This window comes from Corynebacterium endometrii (genome assembly GCF_004795735.1).
In the GTDB taxonomy this organism is placed as follows: Bacteria; Actinomycetota; Actinomycetes; order Mycobacteriales; family Mycobacteriaceae; genus Corynebacterium; species Corynebacterium endometrii.
Window position 1 is genome coordinate 2,438,339 of sequence record NZ_CP039247.1, and the last position, 20,399, is coordinate 2,458,737.

The 20,399-nt window shown below is 61.0% G+C and carries 19 protein-coding genes and 1 pseudogene; 13 read left to right on the forward strand and 7 right to left on the reverse strand.

The features are described from left to right. Nucleotides 1-198 precede the first annotated feature (198 nt). The gene (locus CENDO_RS10930; RefSeq protein ID WP_246014296.1) at nucleotides 199-861 is read left to right on the forward strand and encodes an MOSC domain-containing protein; all 663 of its coding nucleotides are present in this window, start codon (nucleotides 199-201) and stop codon (nucleotides 859-861) included. A 36-nt stretch (nucleotides 862-897) separates the two neighbouring features. On the opposite strand, the gene CENDO_RS10935 is transcribed toward CENDO_RS10930, so the two are convergent. Further along, entirely contained in the window at nucleotides 898-2,364 is a 1,467-nt protein-coding gene (locus CENDO_RS10935; RefSeq protein WP_136142041.1) for an NAD-dependent succinate-semialdehyde dehydrogenase, read from the reverse strand. 403 nt (nucleotides 2,365-2,767) lie between these two features. Here CENDO_RS10935 and CENDO_RS10940 point away from each other — a divergent pair, with 403 nt between their 5' ends. From CENDO_RS10940 to CENDO_RS11220, 7 genes are all read left to right on the forward strand, one after another. After that, nucleotides 2,768-4,321 (forward strand): anthranilate synthase component 1, encoded by a 1,554-nt coding sequence (locus tag CENDO_RS10940; protein WP_136142042.1) that lies wholly within the window; start codon nucleotides 2,768-2,770, stop codon nucleotides 4,319-4,321. Beyond that, on the forward strand, nucleotides 4,318-4,965 hold the full coding sequence (locus CENDO_RS10945; protein ID WP_246014298.1) for an anthranilate synthase component II: 648 nt from the start codon (nucleotides 4,318-4,320) through the stop codon (nucleotides 4,963-4,965). The genes CENDO_RS10940 and CENDO_RS10945 overlap by 4 nt, the downstream gene beginning before the upstream one ends. Before the next feature lie 86 nt (nucleotides 4,966-5,051). Continuing rightward, a complete protein-coding gene (gene trpD / locus CENDO_RS10950; RefSeq protein WP_136142043.1) occupies nucleotides 5,052-6,080 on the forward strand; it encodes an anthranilate phosphoribosyltransferase in 1,029 nt (342 codons plus the stop codon). Next, the gene (trpCF, locus tag CENDO_RS10955; RefSeq protein WP_136142044.1) at nucleotides 6,067-7,476 is read left to right on the forward strand and encodes a bifunctional indole-3-glycerol-phosphate synthase TrpC/phosphoribosylanthranilate isomerase TrpF; all 1,410 of its coding nucleotides are present in this window, start codon (nucleotides 6,067-6,069) and stop codon (nucleotides 7,474-7,476) included. The genes trpD and trpCF overlap by 14 nt, the downstream gene beginning before the upstream one ends. Before the next feature lie 9 nt (nucleotides 7,477-7,485). Next, a complete protein-coding gene (gene trpB / locus CENDO_RS10960; protein WP_136142045.1) occupies nucleotides 7,486-8,688 on the forward strand; it encodes a tryptophan synthase subunit beta in 1,203 nt (400 codons plus the stop codon). Then, entirely contained in the window at nucleotides 8,688-9,542 is an 855-nt protein-coding gene (gene trpA, locus CENDO_RS10965) for a tryptophan synthase subunit alpha (RefSeq protein WP_136142046.1), read from the forward strand. The genes trpB and trpA overlap by 1 nt, the downstream gene beginning before the upstream one ends. Beyond that, the gene (locus CENDO_RS11220) at nucleotides 9,536-9,688 is read left to right on the forward strand and encodes a hypothetical protein (RefSeq protein WP_168707208.1); all 153 of its coding nucleotides are present in this window, start codon (nucleotides 9,536-9,538) and stop codon (nucleotides 9,686-9,688) included. The genes trpA and CENDO_RS11220 overlap by 7 nt, the downstream gene beginning before the upstream one ends. A gap of 1,027 nt (nucleotides 9,689-10,715) precedes the next feature. Here the strand turns inward: CENDO_RS11220 and CENDO_RS10970 are convergent. After that, on the reverse strand, nucleotides 10,716-11,960 hold the full coding sequence (locus CENDO_RS10970; protein WP_136142047.1) for a dicarboxylate/amino acid:cation symporter: 1,245 nt from the start codon (nucleotides 11,958-11,960) through the stop codon (nucleotides 10,716-10,718). A 221-nt stretch (nucleotides 11,961-12,181) separates the two neighbouring features. Between CENDO_RS10970 and CENDO_RS10975 the strand changes: the two genes are divergently transcribed. The 3 genes from CENDO_RS10975 to CENDO_RS10985 all read left to right on the forward strand — a co-directional run bounded on the left by CENDO_RS10975 (nucleotide 12,182) and on the right by CENDO_RS10985 (nucleotide 14,559). Next, nucleotides 12,182-12,649 carry an SdpI family protein gene (locus CENDO_RS10975; protein WP_136142048.1) on the forward strand — a complete coding sequence of 156 codons (468 nt, stop codon included), beginning with the start codon at nucleotides 12,182-12,184 and terminating at the stop codon, nucleotides 12,647-12,649. A gap of 873 nt (nucleotides 12,650-13,522) precedes the next feature. Then, nucleotides 13,523-14,122, forward strand: coding sequence for a hypothetical protein (locus CENDO_RS10980; RefSeq protein ID WP_136142049.1), 600 nt, complete (start codon nucleotides 13,523-13,525; stop codon nucleotides 14,120-14,122). A 62-nt stretch (nucleotides 14,123-14,184) separates the two neighbouring features. Next, nucleotides 14,185-14,559 carry a Rieske (2Fe-2S) protein gene (locus CENDO_RS10985; protein WP_246014300.1) on the forward strand — a complete coding sequence of 125 codons (375 nt, stop codon included), beginning with the start codon at nucleotides 14,185-14,187 and terminating at the stop codon, nucleotides 14,557-14,559. Nucleotides 14,560-14,597: 38 nt separating this feature from the next. On the opposite strand, the pseudogene CENDO_RS10990 reads toward CENDO_RS10985, so the two are convergent. Then, a pseudogene (locus CENDO_RS10990) lies at nucleotides 14,598-15,810 on the reverse strand (IS3 family transposase); the annotation flags it as partial. A gap of 218 nt (nucleotides 15,811-16,028) precedes the next feature. On the opposite strand from CENDO_RS10990, the gene CENDO_RS10995 reads away from it, so the two are divergent. Both CENDO_RS10995 and CENDO_RS11000 read left to right on the forward strand, forming a co-directional pair. After that, nucleotides 16,029-17,006 carry a bile acid:sodium symporter family protein gene (locus CENDO_RS10995; RefSeq protein WP_136142050.1) on the forward strand — a complete coding sequence of 326 codons (978 nt, stop codon included), beginning with the start codon at nucleotides 16,029-16,031 and terminating at the stop codon, nucleotides 17,004-17,006. Nucleotides 17,007-17,011: 5 nt separating this feature from the next. Further along, on the forward strand, nucleotides 17,012-17,317 hold the full coding sequence (locus CENDO_RS11000; protein ID WP_136142051.1) for a hypothetical protein: 306 nt from the start codon (nucleotides 17,012-17,014) through the stop codon (nucleotides 17,315-17,317). A gap of 21 nt (nucleotides 17,318-17,338) precedes the next feature. Here CENDO_RS11000 and CENDO_RS11005 read toward each other — a convergent pair whose 3' ends face one another. The 4 genes from CENDO_RS11005 to CENDO_RS11020 are packed head-to-tail and all read right to left on the reverse strand — an operon-like array spanning nucleotide 17,339 to nucleotide 20,398. Next, nucleotides 17,339-17,647: an AzlD domain-containing protein gene (locus tag CENDO_RS11005; protein WP_136142285.1), complete on the reverse strand. Its 309-nt coding sequence runs from the start codon at nucleotides 17,645-17,647 to the stop codon at nucleotides 17,339-17,341. A 16-nt stretch (nucleotides 17,648-17,663) separates the two neighbouring features. Then, entirely contained in the window at nucleotides 17,664-18,362 is a 699-nt protein-coding gene (locus tag CENDO_RS11010) for an AzlC family ABC transporter permease (protein ID WP_136142052.1), read from the reverse strand. Between the two features lie 3 nt (nucleotides 18,363-18,365). Next, complete coding sequence (locus CENDO_RS11015; protein WP_136142053.1) at nucleotides 18,366-18,962, reverse strand: YqgE/AlgH family protein; 597 nt, start codon at nucleotides 18,960-18,962, stop codon at nucleotides 18,366-18,368. Then, nucleotides 18,962-20,398, reverse strand: coding sequence for a CCA tRNA nucleotidyltransferase (locus CENDO_RS11020; protein ID WP_136142054.1), 1,437 nt, complete (start codon nucleotides 20,396-20,398; stop codon nucleotides 18,962-18,964). The genes CENDO_RS11015 and CENDO_RS11020 overlap by 1 nt, the downstream gene beginning before the upstream one ends. Nucleotide 20,399: the final 1 nt, after the last annotated feature.

Consider the following 20,399-nt stretch of genomic DNA (forward strand, 5'->3'; position numbering starts at 1 on the left):
TGCCTGAGGGCAAGGGGCATCGAGATGCAGACGGACGCCGTCAATCGCCGCCGGGTACTTCTACCGATGGGTTCGCGATTGTAAAACCGCGGCGCAAATAGGCTGCCAAGCCGCGCTCCACGGCCTAAAATCCTGTACACACAGACCCGCCGCGGCCCAGGACCCAGGCACAGCCGCCGACCCGAACCGAGGTTTCACGTGAAACGTATAGCCCGCGTCATCTCCACCAACGTTGCCGCGCCGCTGGCCGATCCCGGAGGGGCGGGCCGCAAGAGCGGAATAGATAAGAGGCCGGAGCCATGCATCACGGTCTTCCGCCCGGGGCCCAACTATGGGGACGGTTCGGGCGTGGAGGGTGACTTCATTGGAGATACCAAGTGGCACGGCGGGGAGCACAAGGCCGTCTACGGGTTCGCGCGCGAGGAGCTTAACTACTGGGAGGGGCGCCTGGGCCGCGGGCTCGCGGATGGCAGCTTCGGCGAGAACCTCACAACGGAGGGCGTGGTGTGGAAGGACGCGCTCATTGGACAGCGCTTCCGGGTGGGGGAGGCGATGCTGGAGGTTTCCATCCCGCGGACCCCATGCCGCACGTTCGCCGGATGGCTAGGGGAGCGCGGTTGGCTGAAGATGTTTTCGGAGCGCGGCGACGCCGGCTCTTACTTCCGGGTTATCGAGGGTGGAACAATCGCCGCCGGCGACGAAATCACCTTTGAGGGCTCGCCAAAACATGACGTGACCATGGGCATGGCATACCGGGCAAAGATGGGGGACCTCGAGCTTGCGCGCCACATAGTAAAAGTGGGATGCCTGCCCGAGGTCCACCAGGTCCAACTCATCGAGATGCTGGACAAAAGGGGCTAGATTCCCCTACCCGTATTAATACGGATTGCGGACGTATTAATACGGGTTGCGGACGCACATGTACTGAACCTCGGTGTATTCATCGAGGCCCTCGGCGCCGCCCTCGCGGCCCATGCCGGAATGCTTGACACCACCGAACGGGGCGGCGGCGTTCGAAAATGCGCCCACGTTCGCGCCGAAGAGGCCGAACTCGAGGCCATCAGCCACGCGCCACAGGCGGTCAGAGTCCTCAGTAAAGGCGTAGGAACCCAGGCCGTATTCCGTGTCGTTGGCCATCGACAGGGCCTCGTCCTCGGTGGAGAAGGTCTGGATTGCGATAACCGGGCCAAAGATCTCCTCTTTCACCACGCGCATCTCTGGCGTGACGCCGGTAATGAGCGTTGGCTCAAAGAAGAAGCCGTCCCCCTCAAGGCGATTGCCGCCCACCACTACCTCGGCGCCCTTGTCCTTGGCGTCCGCCACCAGGGCGACCAGGTTTTCCACGGCGGACTCTTCAATCAACGGACCGCAGGTCACGGACTCATCCATGCCATTGCCCACAGTGAACTCCTTGAGCTTCGCGGCCGCCTTCTCGATAAACTCCTCGGCCACGTCCTCATGCACTAGGACGCGGTTGGCCGCGGTGCACGCCTCGCCCATGTTGCGCATCTTCGCCGCCATCAAACCGTCCACCGCCTGGTCCAGGTCGGCGTCCTCGAATACAAGAAATGGCGCGTTGCCGCCAAGTTCCATCGAGGTGCGCAGCACGTTGTCCGCGGCCTGCTTCAGCAGGGTCTTGCCCACGGAGGTGGAGCCGGTGAAGGAGATCTTGCGCAGGCGGCTATCGGACATGACGGGACCGGAGATGGCGGACGCGGACTTTCCGGTCACCACGTTAAGCACCCCGGCGGGCAGTCCCGCATCCATCATCGTCTGGGCAAAATACTGCGCCGTCAACGGGGTCAGCTTCGCGGACTTGAGCACCATGGTGCACCCGGCAGCCACGGCGGGAGCCACCTTGCGGGTGGCCATCGCCAGAGGGAAGTTCCACGGGGTAATCAGTAGGCAGGGGCCCACGGGCTTGCGGCGGGTAATGATATTGGTGGTGCCGTCGGGCGAGCGGAAAGCGTTGCCGTACTGACGCGCGGTCTCCTCGGAGAACCACCGGAGATACTCCGCGCCATAATCCACCTCGCCCCGGGCCTCGGAAAGGGGCTTGCCCATCTCGAGGGTCATGAGCGCGGCGAACTCCTCGCGGCGCTCGGTAACCAATTCAAAGGCTCGGCGCAGGATTTCCGCGCGCTCGCGCGCTGGGGTTTTCGCCCACTTGGCCTGGACCCCGGCGGCCGCATCCAGGGCCCGGCGCGCGTCTTCCTCGGACGCGGAGGCCAGGGTTGCCAGGGTTTCGCCCGTGGCCGGGTTGGTGACGTCCAGGGTCTCATTACTTACGGAGTCAACCCACCGACCGTCTATTAGGAGGCCGGTCGGGACTTTGGCTAAAACTTCAGCGGTATTAACAGTCATGGCCCCACCCTACGCGTGTGGCCGATAGGGTGCCGGGATCGCGTTGAAAGCCGACGCCTAAAACTCCGCCCCGGATACCACCGCCGCTGAGTACCGCCAGAGCAATGGGGACCCGATGCTCGCAGCCCGGTCTCCGGCCGGGGAGCGGGCCGAGGGCCAAGGCTGCTGGGCCGAAATAAACTACTGCGCATGGCACCGGCCTGTGCTAAGGTATTCGGCATGAAGTCCCATGGCACCCTCGGCAACTGGTGGTGGCGCGCGTAGAAGCGAGCCCCCTTCTTAGCTGACCCCACGGTCAACTTCCACGAATCTTTAGCTGGCTCGCTGTAGGCGGGCCATTTTTCATGCGGTGGCCCCACCTTATAGCACAGCCCGTAACGCACCTCATCCGCGAAAGGCCACCATGACCCAACCGTCACCGCAAAGCGAGGAGTTCTTTACCGCCTCGCGTGACATTAGCTATCACTTTGATGCCGCAGCGATGTTCCACACGCTGGCCGAGGAGCGCGATTCCTTGCTGCTCGAGGCCGCGGATATCGAGTCGAAGAAGAACGTCAACTGCATCGCCGTCCTCAAGGCGGCGCTGAAGGTCACCTGCAACGACCAGGTGGTTCAAGCCCAGGCCCTAACCCCCACCGGTCAGCGCATGCTAGACCGCCTGGCGCGCCAGTTAGAGCCCTTCGCGACCGAGCTCACCCCGTCCACCGCCACCTTCGCCTTCACCCGCTCCGAGGCGCACGACGAACGCGAGCGCCTGCTGGCCACCTCCACCGCAGAGGTCCTGCGCAAGCTGCAATTAGACGGAGGCTACCGGACGGACATGTTGCCTTTTGTGGGCGGCGGCTTTGCCTTCGATTACCTCCAGACCTTTGAGGAACTCCCCGAGGTTGGGGAGGGGCCAAATGAGTATCCGGATTACGAGTTCGTGGTGGCCGAGACCCTGATGCACATCGACCACTTGGCGGCCACCTCACGGGTCCTGGGAGTGGGCATTGATAGGGACGCCCTCAACGAGGAGTTGGACCGTTTGGTCGAACGCGCCGCGGATGATTATGCGGAATTCCCGGACGCTCCACAGCTAGAGAGCATCAGGGCGGTCGCGGACGTGGATGATGAAACCTTCCGCGGTCACGTCACCCAGCTGCAGGGCCATATCCACGCCGGCGATATTTACCAGGTGGTCCCCGCGCGCACCTTCAGCATGGAGTGCCCGGATACGTTTGCCGCGTACCGCCAGCTGCGTGAGACCAACCCTTCGCCCTACATGTTCTACGTGCGCGGCGCAGACTACGAACTCTTTGGGGCTTCCCCGGAATCCAACCTGAAGTTCACCGCGCACAACCGTGAAGTCATGTTGTATCCCATCGCCGGCACGCGCCCGCGGGGCCTAAACCCTGACGGCACCATCAACCATGAGCTCGACATTCGCAACGAGCTCGAGATGCGCACCGATGATAAGGAGATCGCGGAGCATTCCATGCTCGTTGACCTTGCCCGCAACGATCTTGCGCGGGTGGCCGAACCGCGAACCCGCCGTGTCGCCGACTTGCTCCAAGTGGACCGTTACTCCCGCGTGATGCACCTAGTCTCCCGCGTCACCGCCACCCTCCACGCAGACTTTGACGCCCTAGACGCCTACCGCGCCTGCATGAACATGGGCACGCTGACCGGAGCGCCGAAGTTGCGAGCCATGGAACTCATCCGCGGCATCGAAACCACACGCCGCGGTTCCTACGGCGGCGCCGTGGGGTATCTCAAGGGTGACGGCTCGATGGACAACTGCATCGTCATCCGTTCCGCATTCGTGAAAAACGGCACGGCCGTGGTGCAGGCCGGCGCCGGTGTGGTCCGCGATTCGGTCCCGCAGTCCGAGGCCGATGAAACACTGCATAAGGCGTATGCCGTCCTGCACGCAATTGCCAAAGCCCACGGCGCACAACTGGAGGTAGTCCGTTGATTGACAACAACACCAAGGTTGTCCTCATCGATAACCACGATTCCTTTGTCTACAACCTGGTGGACGCACTGGCAGGCTATGACATCACGGTCTTCCGCAATACCGTCAGCTCCGATGAGGTCTTCGACGCGAACCCTGACGTCATCTGCCTGTCCCCGGGCCCCGGCCACCCGCACGAGGCCGGCTGCATGATGGACGTCATTGACCGCGCCCTGGGCAAGGTTCCGCTGCTGGGCATCTGCTTGGGCTTCCAGGCCTTGCTGGACCACCACGGCGGCAGGGTAGAGCCCTGCGGGCCCGTCCACGGAAAATCCGTCAACATGACGCTCACGCCAGAGGGCGCGCGCCACCCGGTATTCGAGGGCCTGACCGTGGACCGCGAGCCCGATCAAGCGGACTACGTGGGCACACAGGTGCCGGTGGCCCGCTATCACTCGCTTGGGTGCGTTCAGCCACCGGCCGGGCTCGTATCGCTAGCCACCACCGCCACCGACCTTGGTGAGGTGGTCATGGCCGCCGAGACCCAGGACGGCATGGCCTTTGGAATGCAGTTCCACCCAGAGTCCATCCTTACCCCCACCGGCCCCATCATGCTTGAGCGCTGTATTGAGGCGCTGGTCCAAGCCTCGGGGCGGCGGGAATGAACCCCGGTGTGCGCGCGAGTGCGCAGACGCGACAGACTTAACCAAACCCCAAAACTCATAGCCCCAAACGACAAGGAGATTAAACAATGACCAGCCAGAACTCCCTGAAGATCCTGCAGCGCTTCCTGGATACTAAAGAACCGACGCTCGAGCAGGCGATTGAGACCTTCACCCCGCTGACCGTGGGTGACTATGATGACGTCCACATCGCGGCGCTGTTGACCTGCATCCGCACGCGCGGCGAGACCTTCGCGGACGTGGCCGGCGCGGCGCAGGCCTTCCTCAAGGCCGGACGCCCCTTCCCGATCACCGGCGAGGGCCTCATGGATACCGCCGGCACCGGTGGCGATGGAGCCAATAACATCAACATCACCACCGCGGCCTCCCTGCTGGCCGCCTCCGATGGCGTGAAGATGGTCAAGTGCGGCAACCGCTCCGTCTCCTCCAAGTCCGGCTCCGCGGATGTACTCGAGGCACTGAACATTCCCCTTGACCTTGACCCGGAGCGCGCGGTTCGCCAGTTTGAGGCCTCCAACTTCACCTTCCTCTTCGCCCCGGCCTACAACCCTTCCGTGGCGCACGTGCAGCCGGTGCGCAAATCCCTGGGTGTGACCACCTTGTTCAATACCATTGGTCCAGTGCTCGCCCCAGCCCGCCCCGAACTCCAGATCATGGGCGTGGCCAATCCTGATCACGGCCCATTAATCGCGCGGACGTTTAAGGAGATCGGCCGCGGGCGCGCCCTGGTAGTGCACGGTTGCGGCACCGATGAGATCGCCGTACACGGACCAACGACCATCTGGGAGTTGCGCGACGGCGAGATTGAAAAGTACACCGTCACCCCGGACGAACTAGGACTGCCGGAGCACCCGCTCGATTCCCTCGAAGGCGGCGACGGGGCTACCAACGCGAAGCTCATCCGCGATGTCTTCGCGGGCAACGGCGCACAGGCCCACGTCGATGCGATCGCAGCGAACGCCGGCGGCATGTTCTACCTCGCCGGACGCTTCGACACGATAGGGGAGGGCGTGGCCCACGCCAAGGAGGTCATCGCCTCCGGACAGACGCACGAATGGCTGGCCAAGCACGAGGAGGCAAACTATGGCGAAGCCTAACTCCGGCGAAACCGGGAAAGCGCTCCCCACGGTGCTCGAGGGGATCGTCGCCAAGCGGCGGACCCACCTCGAGGGAATCCGTGAACGCATTGCCCACGTGGACCTCGACTCCCTGCCTCGCTCCGAGCGTTCCCTCTATGACTCCCTCAAGGGGGGCAACCGCTTCATCATGGAGTGCAAATCCGCATCGCCCTCGCTGGGCCTGATTCGCGAGCACTACGAGCCGGGCGCCATAGCGCGCATCTATTCGCGGTACGCGGCCGGCATCTCCGTGCTCTGCGAACCGGAGCGCTTCGGAGGGGACTATGACCACCTGCAAACCGTGGCAATGTCCACCCACCTGCCGGTGCTGTGCAAGGACTTCATCATCGATCCAATCCAGGTGTACGCCGCGCGATACTATGGCGCGGACGCCATCTTGCTCATGATGTCCATCGTGGACGATGAAACCTACGCGGAGCTCAAGGCCTTGGCCGACAAGCTCGGCCTGGACGTGCTTACCGAGGCCATCACGAAGGAGGAGGTGGACCGCGCCGTGGCGTTCGGCGTGGACATCATTGGGATCAACAACCGCAACCTCCACGATCTGAGCATCGATCTGGACCGCACCGAACAGCTCGGCCACTACATACCCGAGGGAAAGATCGTGGTGTCCGAGTCCGGCATCCGCGACAATCGCACGGTCCGCCGCTTGGGCTCTCATTCCGACGCCTTCCTCGTCGGCTCCCAACTCACCGGCGAGCCTGACATTGACCTCGCCGCCCGTCGGCTCGTCTATGGCGACAACAAGGTCTGTGGGCTTACCACTCCACGCGCCGCACAAGCCGCGCGGGCGGCGGGCGCAATTTACGGCGGGCTCATCTTCGAGGAGGCGTCCCCGCGCAACGTTTCACGTGAAACCGCGCGCGAGATCATCGCCGCCGAGCCGGACCTACAGTACGTTGCGGTGTCCCGCCGCACGGACAAATTCGATGAGCTAGTCCTCGACGGCGTTCGCGCAATCCAGCTCCACGCGCCATACCAGGGCAGCCTCGAGGCGGAGAGGGCCCTCATCGCCCGGGCCCGCGCCACCGGCCTTGACGTGTGGCGCGCCGTATCCATGACGGGGGAGGGCGGCCCCGAGCACGCCCAGGGCATCGCAGAAGAAGTAGACCTTCTTGTCCTCGACGCGCGCGAGGGCGGCAGCGGCACCAGCTTCGATTGGTCAACGATCCCCGCCGAACTCAAGGAGCGCTCCCTCCTTGCCGGCGGCATCGGCCTCGACAACATCGACCAGGCGCTCGCGGTGGGCACCGCGGGCCTCGATCTCAACTCCGGCATGGAAACGACCAAGGGGGTTAAGGACACCGGAAAGATTGCCCGAGCCTTCGCTACAATTCGCGCATACACCGATTAAAGGAAAGATATGACTGATTCACGTGAAACATTGCTCCCGGCATACTTCGGGGAGTTTGGCGGGCAGTTTGTCCCCGAATCCCTGATCCCCGCCCTCGATCAACTGGAGAAGGCATTCGTCGACTCCCAGAGCGATCCGGAGTTCAAAAAGGAACTTTCGGATCTGCTCAAGGACTACCTCGGCCGCCCAACCCCGCTGACCGAAACCACAAAGCTCGGCGGCAAGGCCCGCATCTTCCTTAAACGCGAGGACCTGGTCCACGGCGGCGCCCACAAGACCAATCAGGTCTTGGGCCAAGCGCTGCTTGCCAAGCGTATGGGCAAGACCCGCATCATCGCCGAAACCGGCGCCGGCCAGCACGGCACCGCCACCGCGCTCGCCTGTGCTTTGCTCGATTTGGAATGCGTTATCTACATGGGAGCCAAGGACGTGGCCCGCCAGCAGCCAAACGTCTTCCGCATGGAACTCATGGGCGCCAAGGTGGTCTCCGTCGACTCGGGCTCCGGCACCCTCAAGGACGCTGTTAATGCCGCGCTGCGCGACTGGACCGCAACGTTCCACGAGTCCCACTACCTCTTGGGCACCGCGGCCGGCCCACACCCCTTCCCAACCATCGTGAAGGAATTCCACCGCATCATCTCCACCGAGGCCAAGGCCCAGATGCTAGAGCGCACCGGCGGGCTTCCCGACCTTGTTGTGGCATGTGTGGGTGGCGGCTCCAATGCAATTGGAATGTTCGCGGACTTCATCGACGAGGACGGCGTGGAACTCGTTGGCGCCGAACCGGGCGGCCTGGGCCTCGATTCCGGCCACCATGGCGCAACCATCAATAACGGCACCGTCGGCATCCTTCACGGTGCGCGTTCCTACCTCATGCGCAACGGGGACGGCCAGGTTGAGGAGTCATATTCCATCTCCGCCGGACTCGACTACCCGGGCGTGGGCCCGGAACACGCCTACCTCCACAAGACCGGCCGCGCCAAGTACGTAGGTATCACCGACGCTGAGGCCCTCGAGGCCTTCCAGCTCCTCTCGCGCGAAGAGGGCATCATCCCGGCGCTCGAGTCCTCCCACGCCCTGGCCTACGCGCTCAAGCGGAAGGATGAGGACATCACCATCCTCGTCTCGCTCTCCGGCCGTGGCGACAAGGACATCCCTCACGTTCGCCAGACCCTCGAAGAACATCCAGAACTAATCCTGAAGGACAATTAATGACTCGCTACGAAGAACTATTCGGGCGCCTCAGCGAACGCGGCGAGGGCGCCTTTGTCCCATTCGTCATGCTCTCCGATCCAACCCCAGACGTCTCCCTGGAGGTCATCCGCACCGTAATCGAAGCGGGCGCCGATGCGCTCGAGCTGGGCGTCCCATTCTCCGATCCGGTGGCAGACGGCCCAACCATCGAGGCCTCGCACATCCGCGCGCTCGCCGGGGGAGCTACCGTCGATGGTTGCATCGAGATCATCAAGCGCGTCCGCCAGGAATTCCCGGACATCCCCATCGGAATGCTCATCTACGGTAACGTCGCCTTCACCCGCGGCCTCGAACGCTTCTACGCGGACTTCAAAGAGGCCGGCGCGGACTCCATCCTTATCCCGGACGTCCCAGTACGCGAGGGCAAGCTGTTCGCCGATACCGCTAATGCGGCGGGGATCGATCCCATCTTCATCGCCCCAGCCCGCGCTTCGGAACGCACACTGGAAGGCGTGGCAAGGTTGTCCCAGGGGTATATCTACGCCATCTCCCGCGACGGAGTCACCGGCACGGAAAAGGCCTCAGAGACCCTGGGCCTCGATGAGGTAGTGGCTAACGTTAAGCGTTTCGGCGGCGCCCCCGTCCTTTTGGGATTCGGCATCTCAGAGCCACACCACGTGAAGGAGGCCATCGCCGCCGGCGCGGCTGGTGCCATCACCGGTTCCGCTATCACCAAGATCATCGACAGGCACGTTTCACGTGAAACCGCCGACGGCGATGCCGAGAGCACCCCGTCCCGCGTCGATGACATGGACGCCCTCAGGAAAGAATTGACGGAGTACGTATCCGCTATGAAGGCCGCTACATGCTAAAAAGCGGCCTGATGGCCGTGGGAACGGTCACCATGATCGTTGGCGCGGCCTTACTCTTCTTGGGATCCGGCGTAAGTCTTACCCCTTACTCCTTCATGGGCATCGGGCTAGTGGCTCTTATCGTGGGATTCGTTCTCCCTTACTAATAGGGCGCATCCCCGGCAAGCAATTCTGACTCACGCTAGGATTCCTCCCCGCGGGTCCGGACTCGCCGCATCGAACTTCTTTGAATCGGTGCGGCTTTTCCTTTGCTCCGCTCCAGGCCTTCACGGAGCACCCCGGGTGAATTGGCCGCCAAGGCACACCCCCAGGGGCTCGCCGCCTTTATCCACTCCGCGGGCTTTAAATCTGGGTCCATGCGCACATGCCAGGGCGTTAAAGCCAGGACGTAAAAGCCCGAATGCCGGGCGAGGAAAGACCTCTCGTAAAACCAATGACACCACCAACAAGGAAAGAACAACTTTTCCCTCCCTTCCGAAGCATGGACCTAGGTACCAAGGACTCAAACGCCTCGACTACCAATAACGTCGCGGGTTACCCAATACGCCCAGCCCGGTCTTGCATCAATGCACTGGGCGGCAAGCAGGAGCTTTGAACACAAGGTCAGGGGAGTGGTTACCCATTGGGCCGCGGTCAGGCACTCATCGGACTGCGGCGGGTTCAACCCCAATCCCCGGCGATGACAATGACGGGAGGCTCGCGGTATAGGGGCGCGGTGAACGTTAAAAAGAAAACCTGCGCCGGCCGGGCTGTACGGCATTGCGAGAACGGCCGTAAGTAGTTTAGAGAGCCTTTTCGGAAGCGGAAGAGCAATCCTCACCGATGGGCGCTGCGGCAAGGGTCGATAGCTATCGAAGCTCCGATTACCGCTCACCCTGCCGGCAAACGCGATACACGCCCTGACGTCCTCCGGTTTGATTCTCCCCGTTCCCGGCCTACGTTAATCCCCGGACGCAACCCGTTAACGTTTAGCGTTAACCCGGGGTTAAGCCAAGAACGCCGGCGCTGGCCCTTCAAGGCCGCGAACCGAAGAAGCATGGACGCTTACGGCTAAGCCGCGAGCGCCCCGCGAGGGAAGCCTATTACCCGCCCGTTCCCGTATCGAGGCAAGAAAAACCCCGGGTTTCACGTGAAACTACCACGCGCAACCCGGGGCTTAAGAAGAAAAAGAAATTAAGTCTGGGAAGGTTCTACGGAATCATCCTCGACCTCTTGGTAAGCGCCGTCCTCAGAATCGATATCCGCATTGTCCTTGCGGGCAAAGCGATCCACGATCATAGCGATGGAAGCGTCGCCGGTGACGTTGGCCGCAGTGCCAACGGAGTCGATCGCAATGTACGCCGCAATCATGAGGGCAACCATTGAGTCATCGAAGCCCATCTGCGCCTGCAGCAGACCCACGGCCACCATCACGGCGCCGCCCGGGACACCAGGGGCCGCAACCATGGAAATGCCAAGCATCAGAATGAAACCAATCACCTTGCCGATAGGCATATCCATTCCGGTCATGAACACGATCGCGAAGGCGTAGAGGGCCAGCTTGATCATCGAACCGGATAGGTGGATGGTTGCGCACAGGGGAATCACGAAGCCCGCTACCGGCTTGGAAATGCCCGCCTTGAGCGCGCATTCGTGGGTAACCGGGATAGTCGCCGCCGAGGAGGACGTACCCAGAGCGGTGAAGTAGGCAGGGGCCATGAGTTTGAGGACCCTGAAAGGGTTCTTCCCGGCGATGGCGCCCGCTACGACGAATTGGAACACCAGGTAGACCAGAGTCATGACAACGGCCAGGATGAGAACCTTAGAGAAGGCAACAAGGACGGAACCAAGATTGCCGTTGAGGCCAAGGCCCAGGAACATGCCAAAAATGTAGATGGGCAGAAGCGGAATCACAAACCCCCAGATGACCTTGATTACTACGCGCTCGATATCCTTCGTCACGCTGTAAAGGGTGTCAGACTTGACCAATGTCATGGCTACGCCGATGCAGAAGGACAGGAGCAGCGCGGTCATCACTTCGAATGGCGGCGGCATCTCAACGGAGAAATAAGGGGCCAGGGCGCCCTCATCGATGTCACTGACATTCGTGTCCAGGGTCTGACCAGATAGCAGAGTGGGGTAGAGCGTCAACGCGATGATGTAGGACAGCGCGCCGGCGAAGATTGTTGAACCGTAGGCGATGCCCGCGGTTATCCCCAGCCACTTACCCGCACCACGTCCCAGCCCCGCGATGGCTGGGGCGACGAGAGCAAAGATCAGTACCGGGATAAAGAAGTTCAAAAAGTTGCCGAAGAGACCGTTAAAGGTGACGAAGATTCTGCCGAACCATTCGGGAGCAAATAGGCTCACAATGATGCCCAGAATGATCGCCACCACGATGCGAAACAGCAACGAGCCGGTGATTTCTTTTAGTTTCATAACGTCACATTCCGTGTAGTGGAGTTGGGAACCGGCCAATGACCCTAGGGCTTGCATCGGATTGCGCACCGTAGACTGCCATGGACCGTGAACGAATAATACCGTTTTGATAGCCCACCGCGGCTTAGGAAATCACATTAGTAACAGCCGTCTCAGGAGATAAAGCGAATAGTAAGGGGAGAAAGTTCATATCCGGCCCGCCGAACACTAGACTGGGGGACATGGTCGCAGTCAGCATCGTTTATTTCGTAATCGCAGCAGTACTCATCATCGTTGGAATCATGGCTTCCATCCGCAAGCTTCCGGGCAATAGCATCATCGGCCTTCGCCTGAACGAGGTGCGCAAATCCAAGGAAACCTGGGATGTTGCACATGCAGTGGCGGGTCCGCTCTGGGCGCTTGCTGGCGTCAGTCTTGTATTCGGCGGCGTGGTTGCATGGACTGCACAGGGATGGATGTGGCTAATTCCTGTAGTTACCGCAATCGTCGCGGTGCTGGCTTTGTCCGCGGGTGGAAATCTGGGCGCCAGGGCAGCGCTTCTGCACGCAAGCCAAAACAACGACGAGGCAGGTGGCTGCGGTGAGGGCGGTTGCAATTGCGGCGATGGCGGATGCGGCTCCAGCGAACCGGCCCCTGAGGTGAACATGGACGCCCTTCGTGAGGCCGCCCGCAATGTGGATCGCGGATAAGTCTGGCGCAGATATGGTCTGGCACGCCGGGCAGCACGCGTGTCCGCCGAAGGAAAAGCGGCACAAGGACAGCTCAAAGGTTTAACACCGTGCCAACTTGAGGCATCTAATGTTGGGCCTAGCCAATAGTTGGTCAGAGCAGTAGGGGACAAAATGGAATGGCCCCGAGGCTGCGGAACAACAGCGATAGATCTCGGGTCAAGGTTCGCGGCCCGGGCACCCGGATATTGACACGGGGGAGAGGGGTGGCCGGAAGCGCCGCGCTCTATTCAATAACCATCACGGCGAAGCCTAGCGCCCCCTTGAGCCCTGACGGGACGGGCCCGGCGCAGCGCGAGAGCCTCTATCATTATCGTCACCGTGACTTTAATAATATCCGCTAATCCCCTTTAAAGCTTAACGTCACAGAAACGTCACACTACCACCCCTCGGTTCAGTGGCCGGTTGCAAACGTCAACCCCGGTACCGAGCCGCATGCACCGTATCCCACACTTGTTCGCCGGAAACAGGATAGGGGTGTGGCCGGCAAATCGGCGCGCGTAAGCGTGGAGGCATGCCACCGGCCCGACCCGAACCCAGAGGGTGCACCCTTCGGGCGGCACGCTCGGGCCAGGCACCCCGGACACCAGGGGGGTCTGGTTAGAAGCGGAAGCGGGGTAGGAAGCAGTGGCCCAGACGGCAACCATAAGCTCTACTGCAACGAAATGAGACTGCCAGGAAAATCTAAAGTTTCACGTGAAACAATGGTAATTCGTCCCATTCCGGCGTTCTCATAACGGGCTACGCCTGCCGCCCGGCTGTGAATGACGGCCGCCAAGGAATCTTTGCTGCATTCTTATTGCAACCTTCGCATGAGTTCGGGACACTTGAGTTATGACCACCTTCACCACAAAAAAGTTAGCACTTTCCACCCTGGCAGTCGCTGGACTCACACTGGCGGCATGCTCCAACGCAGAGGACGGGAACACGCAGCCCGCGACCCAGACGGTCACGGAGACCGCCACCGCAACCGAGAATGCGCAACAGACCTCGGAGGACGCCCCAGCGCAGGAAACCCAGGGCCAGCAGGATAACCAGTCCGGCAATTCTGCAACCTTCGATCAGGCGGCCATTCGCACGGCACTCGAGGGCGCGGGTTACAACTGCAATGGCGATGATTGCACAAAGGAAGAAAATGGGCTGCGCCTGGACATCGATTTCGAGAATGATTCGGTTGACACGCAGATCGAGGCGCTGCAGGACAACGCGGACGTTGAAGCCGGCTACGCCGCCGTGCTGGGCGACCTGGAGACCGCAATCGGCGATTTCGATTTCGGCGGCAACTCGTACGCGGACATCCGCTCCTGGGCTGAATCCAACGCCTCCGAACGGGATGCCCGCGAGACCTTCGGGGACTACGAGGTGCACCTTGAAAACGAGACCGATGACGGCCGCGCGGAGCGCTCCCTCGACATTGAGCATGTGCGCTCCTAATTAAACGAAGTTCACATCGGTTATCGGGACAACCGCGGCGGGAACGGGTATAAGCTGTACACATGGCTAATACTTGTTCCCGTCGTATGTTTTTGCTTGGCACCGGCACTACGTTAGCGGCGGCATATCTCGCGGCGTGCGGCAAGGAACCATCGGCGCAAATCGCCGCGAAGGAAATCCCGGTGGGCGGCGCGATCATGATCGATGAAGTGATTTTCGCGCAGCCACAGGAGGGCGTGTTCAAGGCATGGTCCCGCCGCTGCACGCACCAAAACCAGATGATCACCGAGGTAGAAGGCCTGACAGCCACGTGCACCGCACACTTTAGCCAATACAACCTAGAGGACGGCACCCCGATTCAGGGCCCCGCCCGTGGCCCGTTGCAGGAGTACGGCGTCAGCAACGACGGGGGAACGGTAGTAACCACCGCCTCCTAAGCGGTGAACTAGCCCCCGAAAGTTGGACTGGGTTAATTCTATACGGCTAGGGCCGCTAGGGTCTGACTCCGATACTCCATCGGTGTCAGACCCTTTATGCGTGCCTGCAATCGTTGAGTGTTGTACCAGAAGATGTAGTCATCAATGGCTACTGATAATTCTTCGGTACTGGCGAAGAGCTCACCGTGGAACATCTCGGCTTTAAGATGTCCAAAGAAATTCTCCATGACCGCATTGTCATAACAGTTGCCTTTACGCGACATGGACTGGATGCCGCCGCACGACGCAATAAGCTTTCGCCAACTCGAATGCTGGTAGTGGAATCCCTGATCAGTATGCACAATCAATCCTTCACCAGGGGTATGCCACGTTATCGCATCTGATAATGACTGTGCCGTCAACGCCGTAGACGGCGACGTACTCAACGTATGCGCCAAGATCGTGCGATCGTATAAATCCATAATCGGTGAAAGATAGAGCTTTCTACCTGCGACTTTAAACTCAGTTACGTCACTGACCCAGGCCGTATTCGGTGCATCTGGGGTGAAGTTACGACCCAAAATATTATCGGCTATCTTGCTGATGGTCCCCTTGTACGAGCTGTACTTAGTCGTTCGCCGAACCTTGGCTTTCCAACCGTTAGCATCCATGATCTTGTACACCAGCTTGTGGTTGACTTCAAAGCCTTGTTTGCGAAGTTCAAGCCACACGCGGCGATACCCGTAGCGTTGTTTGCTGCCGGTGTAGATTTTCTCGATTTCCTCTTCTAGCTCGGCATACTTATTAGGCCTATCGAGTCGTTGAAGGTGATAGAAGTAGGTCGAACGGGCAAGATCTGCAGCGTCAAGCAGGTCGTCGAGCCTGTGTTGTGACTTGAGGATGACGATCGCCTGGACCTTTAGGCGAGTCCCTGGTTCCTCAAGTCCCGCAATTTTTTCAGGTAAGCATTTTCCGCTTTCAGTCGCTCGACTTCGCGGCGCAGTTTGTCTTCCTCAGTCACAGGTTTTGGCTTCGCTGATCCTTTAGGCCTGCCTTTAGGCTTCGGTTTAAGCCCGTCCCAGCCATCTTTGCGGTAGCGCCGCATCCAGTCCTTAACCAGGGTCGGTGAAGACAAGTGGAATTCTTTGGCCAGTTCCATCCGGGTTGCGCCAGCGAGATGGCGTTCGATGATTTCTTTCTTGACCTCGAAAGAATAGGTTTGCTTCGTTGGTTTGTCCACAAGACATAGTCTGCCATGAAGCTGGAATCGACTAAACAGTCTCCGGGTAGTGCCACGCCCCACACCGAGGCGGTAAGCTGCGGCTACGTAACCATACCCTTCCTCAAACAAAGCAACCAACTGTTCACGCTGGGCTTCGGTTAACGAACTTCGTGCTCTCAATGAAAATACTCCCCACTAGATGGATACTGATTTCTCAGTCCAACTAATGGGGAGCAGTTCACGGCTGGGAGCGGCTAGACTTCTGCCTATGCTTGTGCACCTGAAGAAACTTGACCCGCTCATTGTGCTGATCGTCCTGGCGGTGATCATCGCCGTCATCGCCCCGGCGCGGGGAACATTCGCGGAGATTTTCTCGATCGCCACCAAGGTGGGAATCGCGTTCCTGTTCTTTCTTTATGGCGCACGCCTGTCCACGCGCCAGGCCCTTGACGGCGTAAAGAACTGGAAGCTGCACCTGACCATCCTGGCTTTTACCTTTGCGCTTTATCCTTTAGTCGGCGTGCTCCTTCGCCCGCTCACGGCCTTCATACCTGAAGACCTGTACCTGGGCATCTTGTACCTCACCCTCGTGCCATCGACGGTGCAATCCTCGGTGGCGTTTACCTCTATTGCGGGCGGTAACGTGGCGGGGGCGATTGTCTCCGCATCGGCCTCAAACCTGGCGGGCGTGGTGCTCACTCCGCTGCTAGTTATGGGGCTTATGGGCGCCGGTGATGGCATCCACATCGACAGCGGGGTGTTTGTGGAAATTTCCCTGCTGCTGCTCTTCCCGTTCATCCTGGGCCAGTTGCTGCGCAAGTGGGTTAAAAACATCGCGGCCTCCAAAGCCACCAAGATCGTGGACAGGGGCTCCATCGCCATGGTGGTCTATTCGGCATTTTCCGCGGGCGTAGTAGGCGGCGTGTGGTCACGCATGGGCGTGTGGGAAGTCATCTTCCTGGTGGCCTTCGCCGCTGCGCTGGTGGCCTTCATGCTGTGGCTGACCAGGGTAATCAGCGCAAGGTTGGGCTTTGCCCGGGCCGATGTCATAGCCATTGAGTTCTGCGGCTCAAAGAAATCTCTGGCCACTGGTCTGCCGATGGCGAGCGTGATCTTCGCGGCCGACGGCGCCCAGCTCGGCCTCCTGATTCTCCCGCTAATGATCTACCATCAGGTCCAGCTGATGATCTGTTCATGGTTGGCTGCCCGCTACGGTAGGGAAGCCGATCGGCAGAAGGTAAGCTAATCCGCATGGCTTTTCTCTACGTACGTACCGAACTTGTAATCCCCGGCGCCGGCACCGCGATCCACATCGCGGAATTAGAGGAGGCCGGCGCGCAGACCTGCACCATGCACCGCTTGATCGCGCTAGACGCCGCCGGCGTGATAATGGGACTCGCGGAGAAGGGGAAAACGGTGGGCAACGTGGATATGCCATCTAAGACCGTTCCGCATCCGGATACCTACGACCAGTTCCCGGATATCAGCGCCAGCCACATCACCCATGACGAGTTTGAGGGCCTGTGGTCCGAGGCTAAGACCAAGTTCCCGCGCTAACGCGCCTAAAACGCCTGCGGGTTAGAAGCCCAGGTTAACCAGGGCCATGTAGGCTAGGGTCCCGCCGATGATGGAGACCTCGGTCCGCTTGAACGCAATGTGGAGCGCTAGGGTGATGGCCACGCCAAGCAGCGTGACAGGGATGCCGCCGGGGGAGGAGGCTTGACCGGTGACGGTGTAGACCACAAGGACTACCATCACGCCAACGGGCATCATGCGGCCCAGCACGCCCATCAGATCGGAGTTACGCAGCTGCTTGATGAAGGAAAACGGCAGCTGGCGCAGCAACACGGTCACGATGCAGACGGGGATCAGCACTGCCCAGATCATGGGGGCGGTGACGCCATCAGGCACGGCGCACCTCCAGGAACCTGTCCAACGAAGGGGAAGCGAAGCGCGCAAGCAACACCAAGAAATAGGCGCTCAAAGCCACCATGAGGAGCTGGTCGGGGAAGAGCGCGTACGCCAGGATCCCTAAGCCTGCGGCGATGAGCGGCAGGGAAAAATCCTGATTGTTCTTAAAGGATTCCCACGCCAACACCACGAATAGGGCGGTCAGCGCGAATTCCATCCCCTGGATATTCGGCGGCACCACGGCTCCGGTCAGGGCACCGATGAGGCCGCTGCCAATCCAGAGGAGCTGACACAGGATTTGAATCGTGAGGATGCGCGTGCCGGACAGCCGCGTGCCCCGGGGGAGGGCGGAGACAATGGCGTAGGTTTCATCCGTGAGCGCGTAGGTGGAATAGGCGCGGGCGGCGCGTCCGCGGATGAGATGGCGTGGATAGGTCAGGCCGTAGAAGATGTGACGGAAGTTCACCATGAAACCCGTCAAGGCGGCGGCCGCGGGGCCCACGCCGCCGGTGATCATGGAGATGGCGAGGAATTCCATGGAGCCCGCGTAGATGACCGTGGAGAAAATGGGCACCCAATACCAGTCGAAGCCGGATTGCACCATGAGCAGGCCAAAGGCTAGACCCAGGGGGATTAGGCCTAATCCCACGGCCCAGGAATCACGGAGACCTTTGGCTACCTCGGAACTCATAGGTTAATTGTCATCAAGATCGGCAGGGAACGTGGAAAACAGTGGCAGCGGCATGGGCTGGCGCTTGAGCACGTCCGCCCACAGATCGGCGGCACCCGGGGTGATGACGTCTTGGGGCAGCGCGGGCGCCACGAACCAGTCACCGTTATCAATCTCTTCGTCGAGCTGGCCGGGGGCCCACTCGGCGATACCGGCGTAGAGACGCATGCCGTCTACTACCTCGGCGATTCCCTCCGGGTTGGCGCGCAGATCCACATGGGCCAACCGCGGGGCCAGCCGCTTGAGCTGGGGATGGGCGTCAATGTCCACGCCCTTCTTGGTCATGGCGAGGCCCACCACGGACTGCTGATTGAGCGGACCGCCGATGTAGAGCGCCTGCGGCTTGGACACGGCAGGCAACCATTCGGGCAGGACGTTAAACACCGCTACCTCGGACCGGGCGACTAGATTGACGCCAAGGGTCAAGTGAGGCGTGTGCTCCACGATAAGCACCACGGAGCGGGCGAATTCCGGGGAGAGCATGCCGGGCGCGGCGATGAGCAGCTGGCCGGGGCCGGGCTCATTGCGCTCAAGGGCATTGAAAAGACGGTCTGCGTACATTATTTATTAGCCTCCCACCAAGCACGAAGCTTTTCAATAGCTACCTCGCGGTCCAGAGGTCCTTCCTCCAGGCGCAGTTCTTTCAGGAATGCCCACGCGCGGCCCACGTCTGGGCCGGGCTTGAGATCCAGGATCTCCATGATCTCATTGCCGTCCAGGTCCGGGCGAACGCGCGCAAGGTCCTCCTTGGCGGCTATCTCCTCGATGCGTTCCATGAGGTGATCGTAGGTGCGCTGCAGGCGGCGGGCCTTCTTGGCGTTGCGGGTGGTGCAATCCGCGCGCACGAGCTTGTGCAGGCGCGGCAATAGGTCACCGGCGTCCGTGACGTAACGGCGCACGGCGGAGTCAGTCCACTGGCCCTCGCCGAAGCCGTGGAAGCGCATGTGCAGGTAGACCAGCTGGCTTACCTGCTCGATGGTGGCCTTGGGGTACTTGAGCGCGCGCAGGCGCTTGCGCACCAACTTGGCGCCTACTACCTCGTGATGGTGGAAGGAAACGCGGCCGTCGGTAAAAGCGCGCGTTGCCGGCTTGCCGCAGTCGTGGAGGAGGGCCGCCCAGCGCAGAACCAGATCGGGACCGTGCTCTTCCTGATCGATAGCCTGGCGCATGACGGTCAGGGAATGGCGGTAGACGTCCTTGTGCTGGGCGTGCTCATCCTGGGCCATCCGCATGCCCGGGATCTCCGGGAAGATGAACTCAAAGATGCCGGTGTCCGTGAGCAGGTCGATGCCCACCTCCGGGTGGGCGCCGCAGATGAGCTTGTCCAGCTCAACCTGCACGCGTTCCACGGTGATGCGCTGGATCTCTCCGGCCATATCCGCCATGGCGTCCTGGACGCGCTGGGCAACGGAGAAATCCAGCTGGGCGGCAAAACGCGCGGCGCGGAGCATGCGCAGAGGATCGTCGTGGAAGGAAATCTCCGGCCTATCCGGGGTATCCATCACGCCGGCGGCTAGATCGGCAAGGCCGTCGAGGGGGTCATGAAATTCGCGCCCGCCATCGCCCGTGAACTCAATGGCCATGGCATTGACCTTGAAGTCACGGCGGATGAGGTCCCCCTCAAGGGTGTCACCGTAGACCACCTCTGGGTTGCGGGACTTGCCGTCATAGGTGTCCGCGCGGAACGTGGTGATTTCAATCTGCTGGCCCTTATACACCGCGGATACGGTGCCAAAGTCAATGCCGGTATCCCACACGGTCTCAGCCCAGCCGTCAAGGATCTCCTTTACCACCTCGGGGCGCGCGTCGGTGGTGAAGTCAAGATCGTGGCCCAGGCGGTCCAGAAGGGCATCGCGCACGGAGCCGCCCACCAGATAAAGGCGGTGGCCGCGCTGCGTGAACTGCGTAATGAGCCCCGATAAGAGGTCACTGAGCCGGGCGGCGTGCTGGTCTGCGCGGGCAGTTAGGCCAATTAGCTGAGTGTCCTGAAAATTCACG

Bases quoted from the DNA above. Each gene is read 5' to 3' on its own strand.
- trpB (WP_136142045.1), top strand. From the start codon at position 7,486: ATGACTGATTCACGTGAAACATTGCTCCCGGCATACTTCGGGGAGTTT.
- trpA (WP_136142046.1), top strand. From the start codon at position 8,688: ATGACTCGCTACGAAGAACTATTCGGGCGCCTCAGCGAACGCGGCGAG.
- CENDO_RS11015 (WP_136142053.1), bottom strand. From the start codon at position 18,962: ATGTACGCAGACCGTCTTTTCAATGCCCTTGAGCGCAATGAGCCCGGC.
- CENDO_RS10975 (WP_136142048.1), top strand. From the start codon at position 12,182: ATGGTCGCAGTCAGCATCGTTTATTTCGTAATCGCAGCAGTACTCATC.
- CENDO_RS10980 (WP_136142049.1), top strand. From the start codon at position 13,523: ATGACCACCTTCACCACAAAAAAGTTAGCACTTTCCACCCTGGCAGTC.
- CENDO_RS11220 (WP_168707208.1), top strand. From the start codon at position 9,536: ATGCTAAAAAGCGGCCTGATGGCCGTGGGAACGGTCACCATGATCGTT.
- CENDO_RS10995 (WP_136142050.1), top strand. From the start codon at position 16,029: ATGCTTGTGCACCTGAAGAAACTTGACCCGCTCATTGTGCTGATCGTC.
- CENDO_RS10935 (WP_136142041.1), bottom strand. From the start codon at position 2,364: ATGACTGTTAATACCGCTGAAGTTTTAGCCAAAGTCCCGACCGGCCTC.
- CENDO_RS10970 (WP_136142047.1), bottom strand. From the start codon at position 11,960: ATGAAACTAAAAGAAATCACCGGCTCGTTGCTGTTTCGCATCGTGGTG.
- CENDO_RS11005 (WP_136142285.1), bottom strand. From the start codon at position 17,647: ATGATCTGGGCAGTGCTGATCCCCGTCTGCATCGTGACCGTGTTGCTG.
- trpCF (WP_136142044.1), top strand. From the start codon at position 6,067: ATGGCGAAGCCTAACTCCGGCGAAACCGGGAAAGCGCTCCCCACGGTG.
- CENDO_RS10985 (WP_246014300.1), top strand. From the start codon at position 14,185: ATGGCTAATACTTGTTCCCGTCGTATGTTTTTGCTTGGCACCGGCACT.
- trpD (WP_136142043.1), top strand. From the start codon at position 5,052: ATGACCAGCCAGAACTCCCTGAAGATCCTGCAGCGCTTCCTGGATACT.
- CENDO_RS11000 (WP_136142051.1), top strand. From the start codon at position 17,012: ATGGCTTTTCTCTACGTACGTACCGAACTTGTAATCCCCGGCGCCGGC.
- CENDO_RS10940 (WP_136142042.1), top strand. From the start codon at position 2,768: ATGACCCAACCGTCACCGCAAAGCGAGGAGTTCTTTACCGCCTCGCGT.
- CENDO_RS11010 (WP_136142052.1), bottom strand. From the start codon at position 18,362: ATGAGTTCCGAGGTAGCCAAAGGTCTCCGTGATTCCTGGGCCGTGGGA.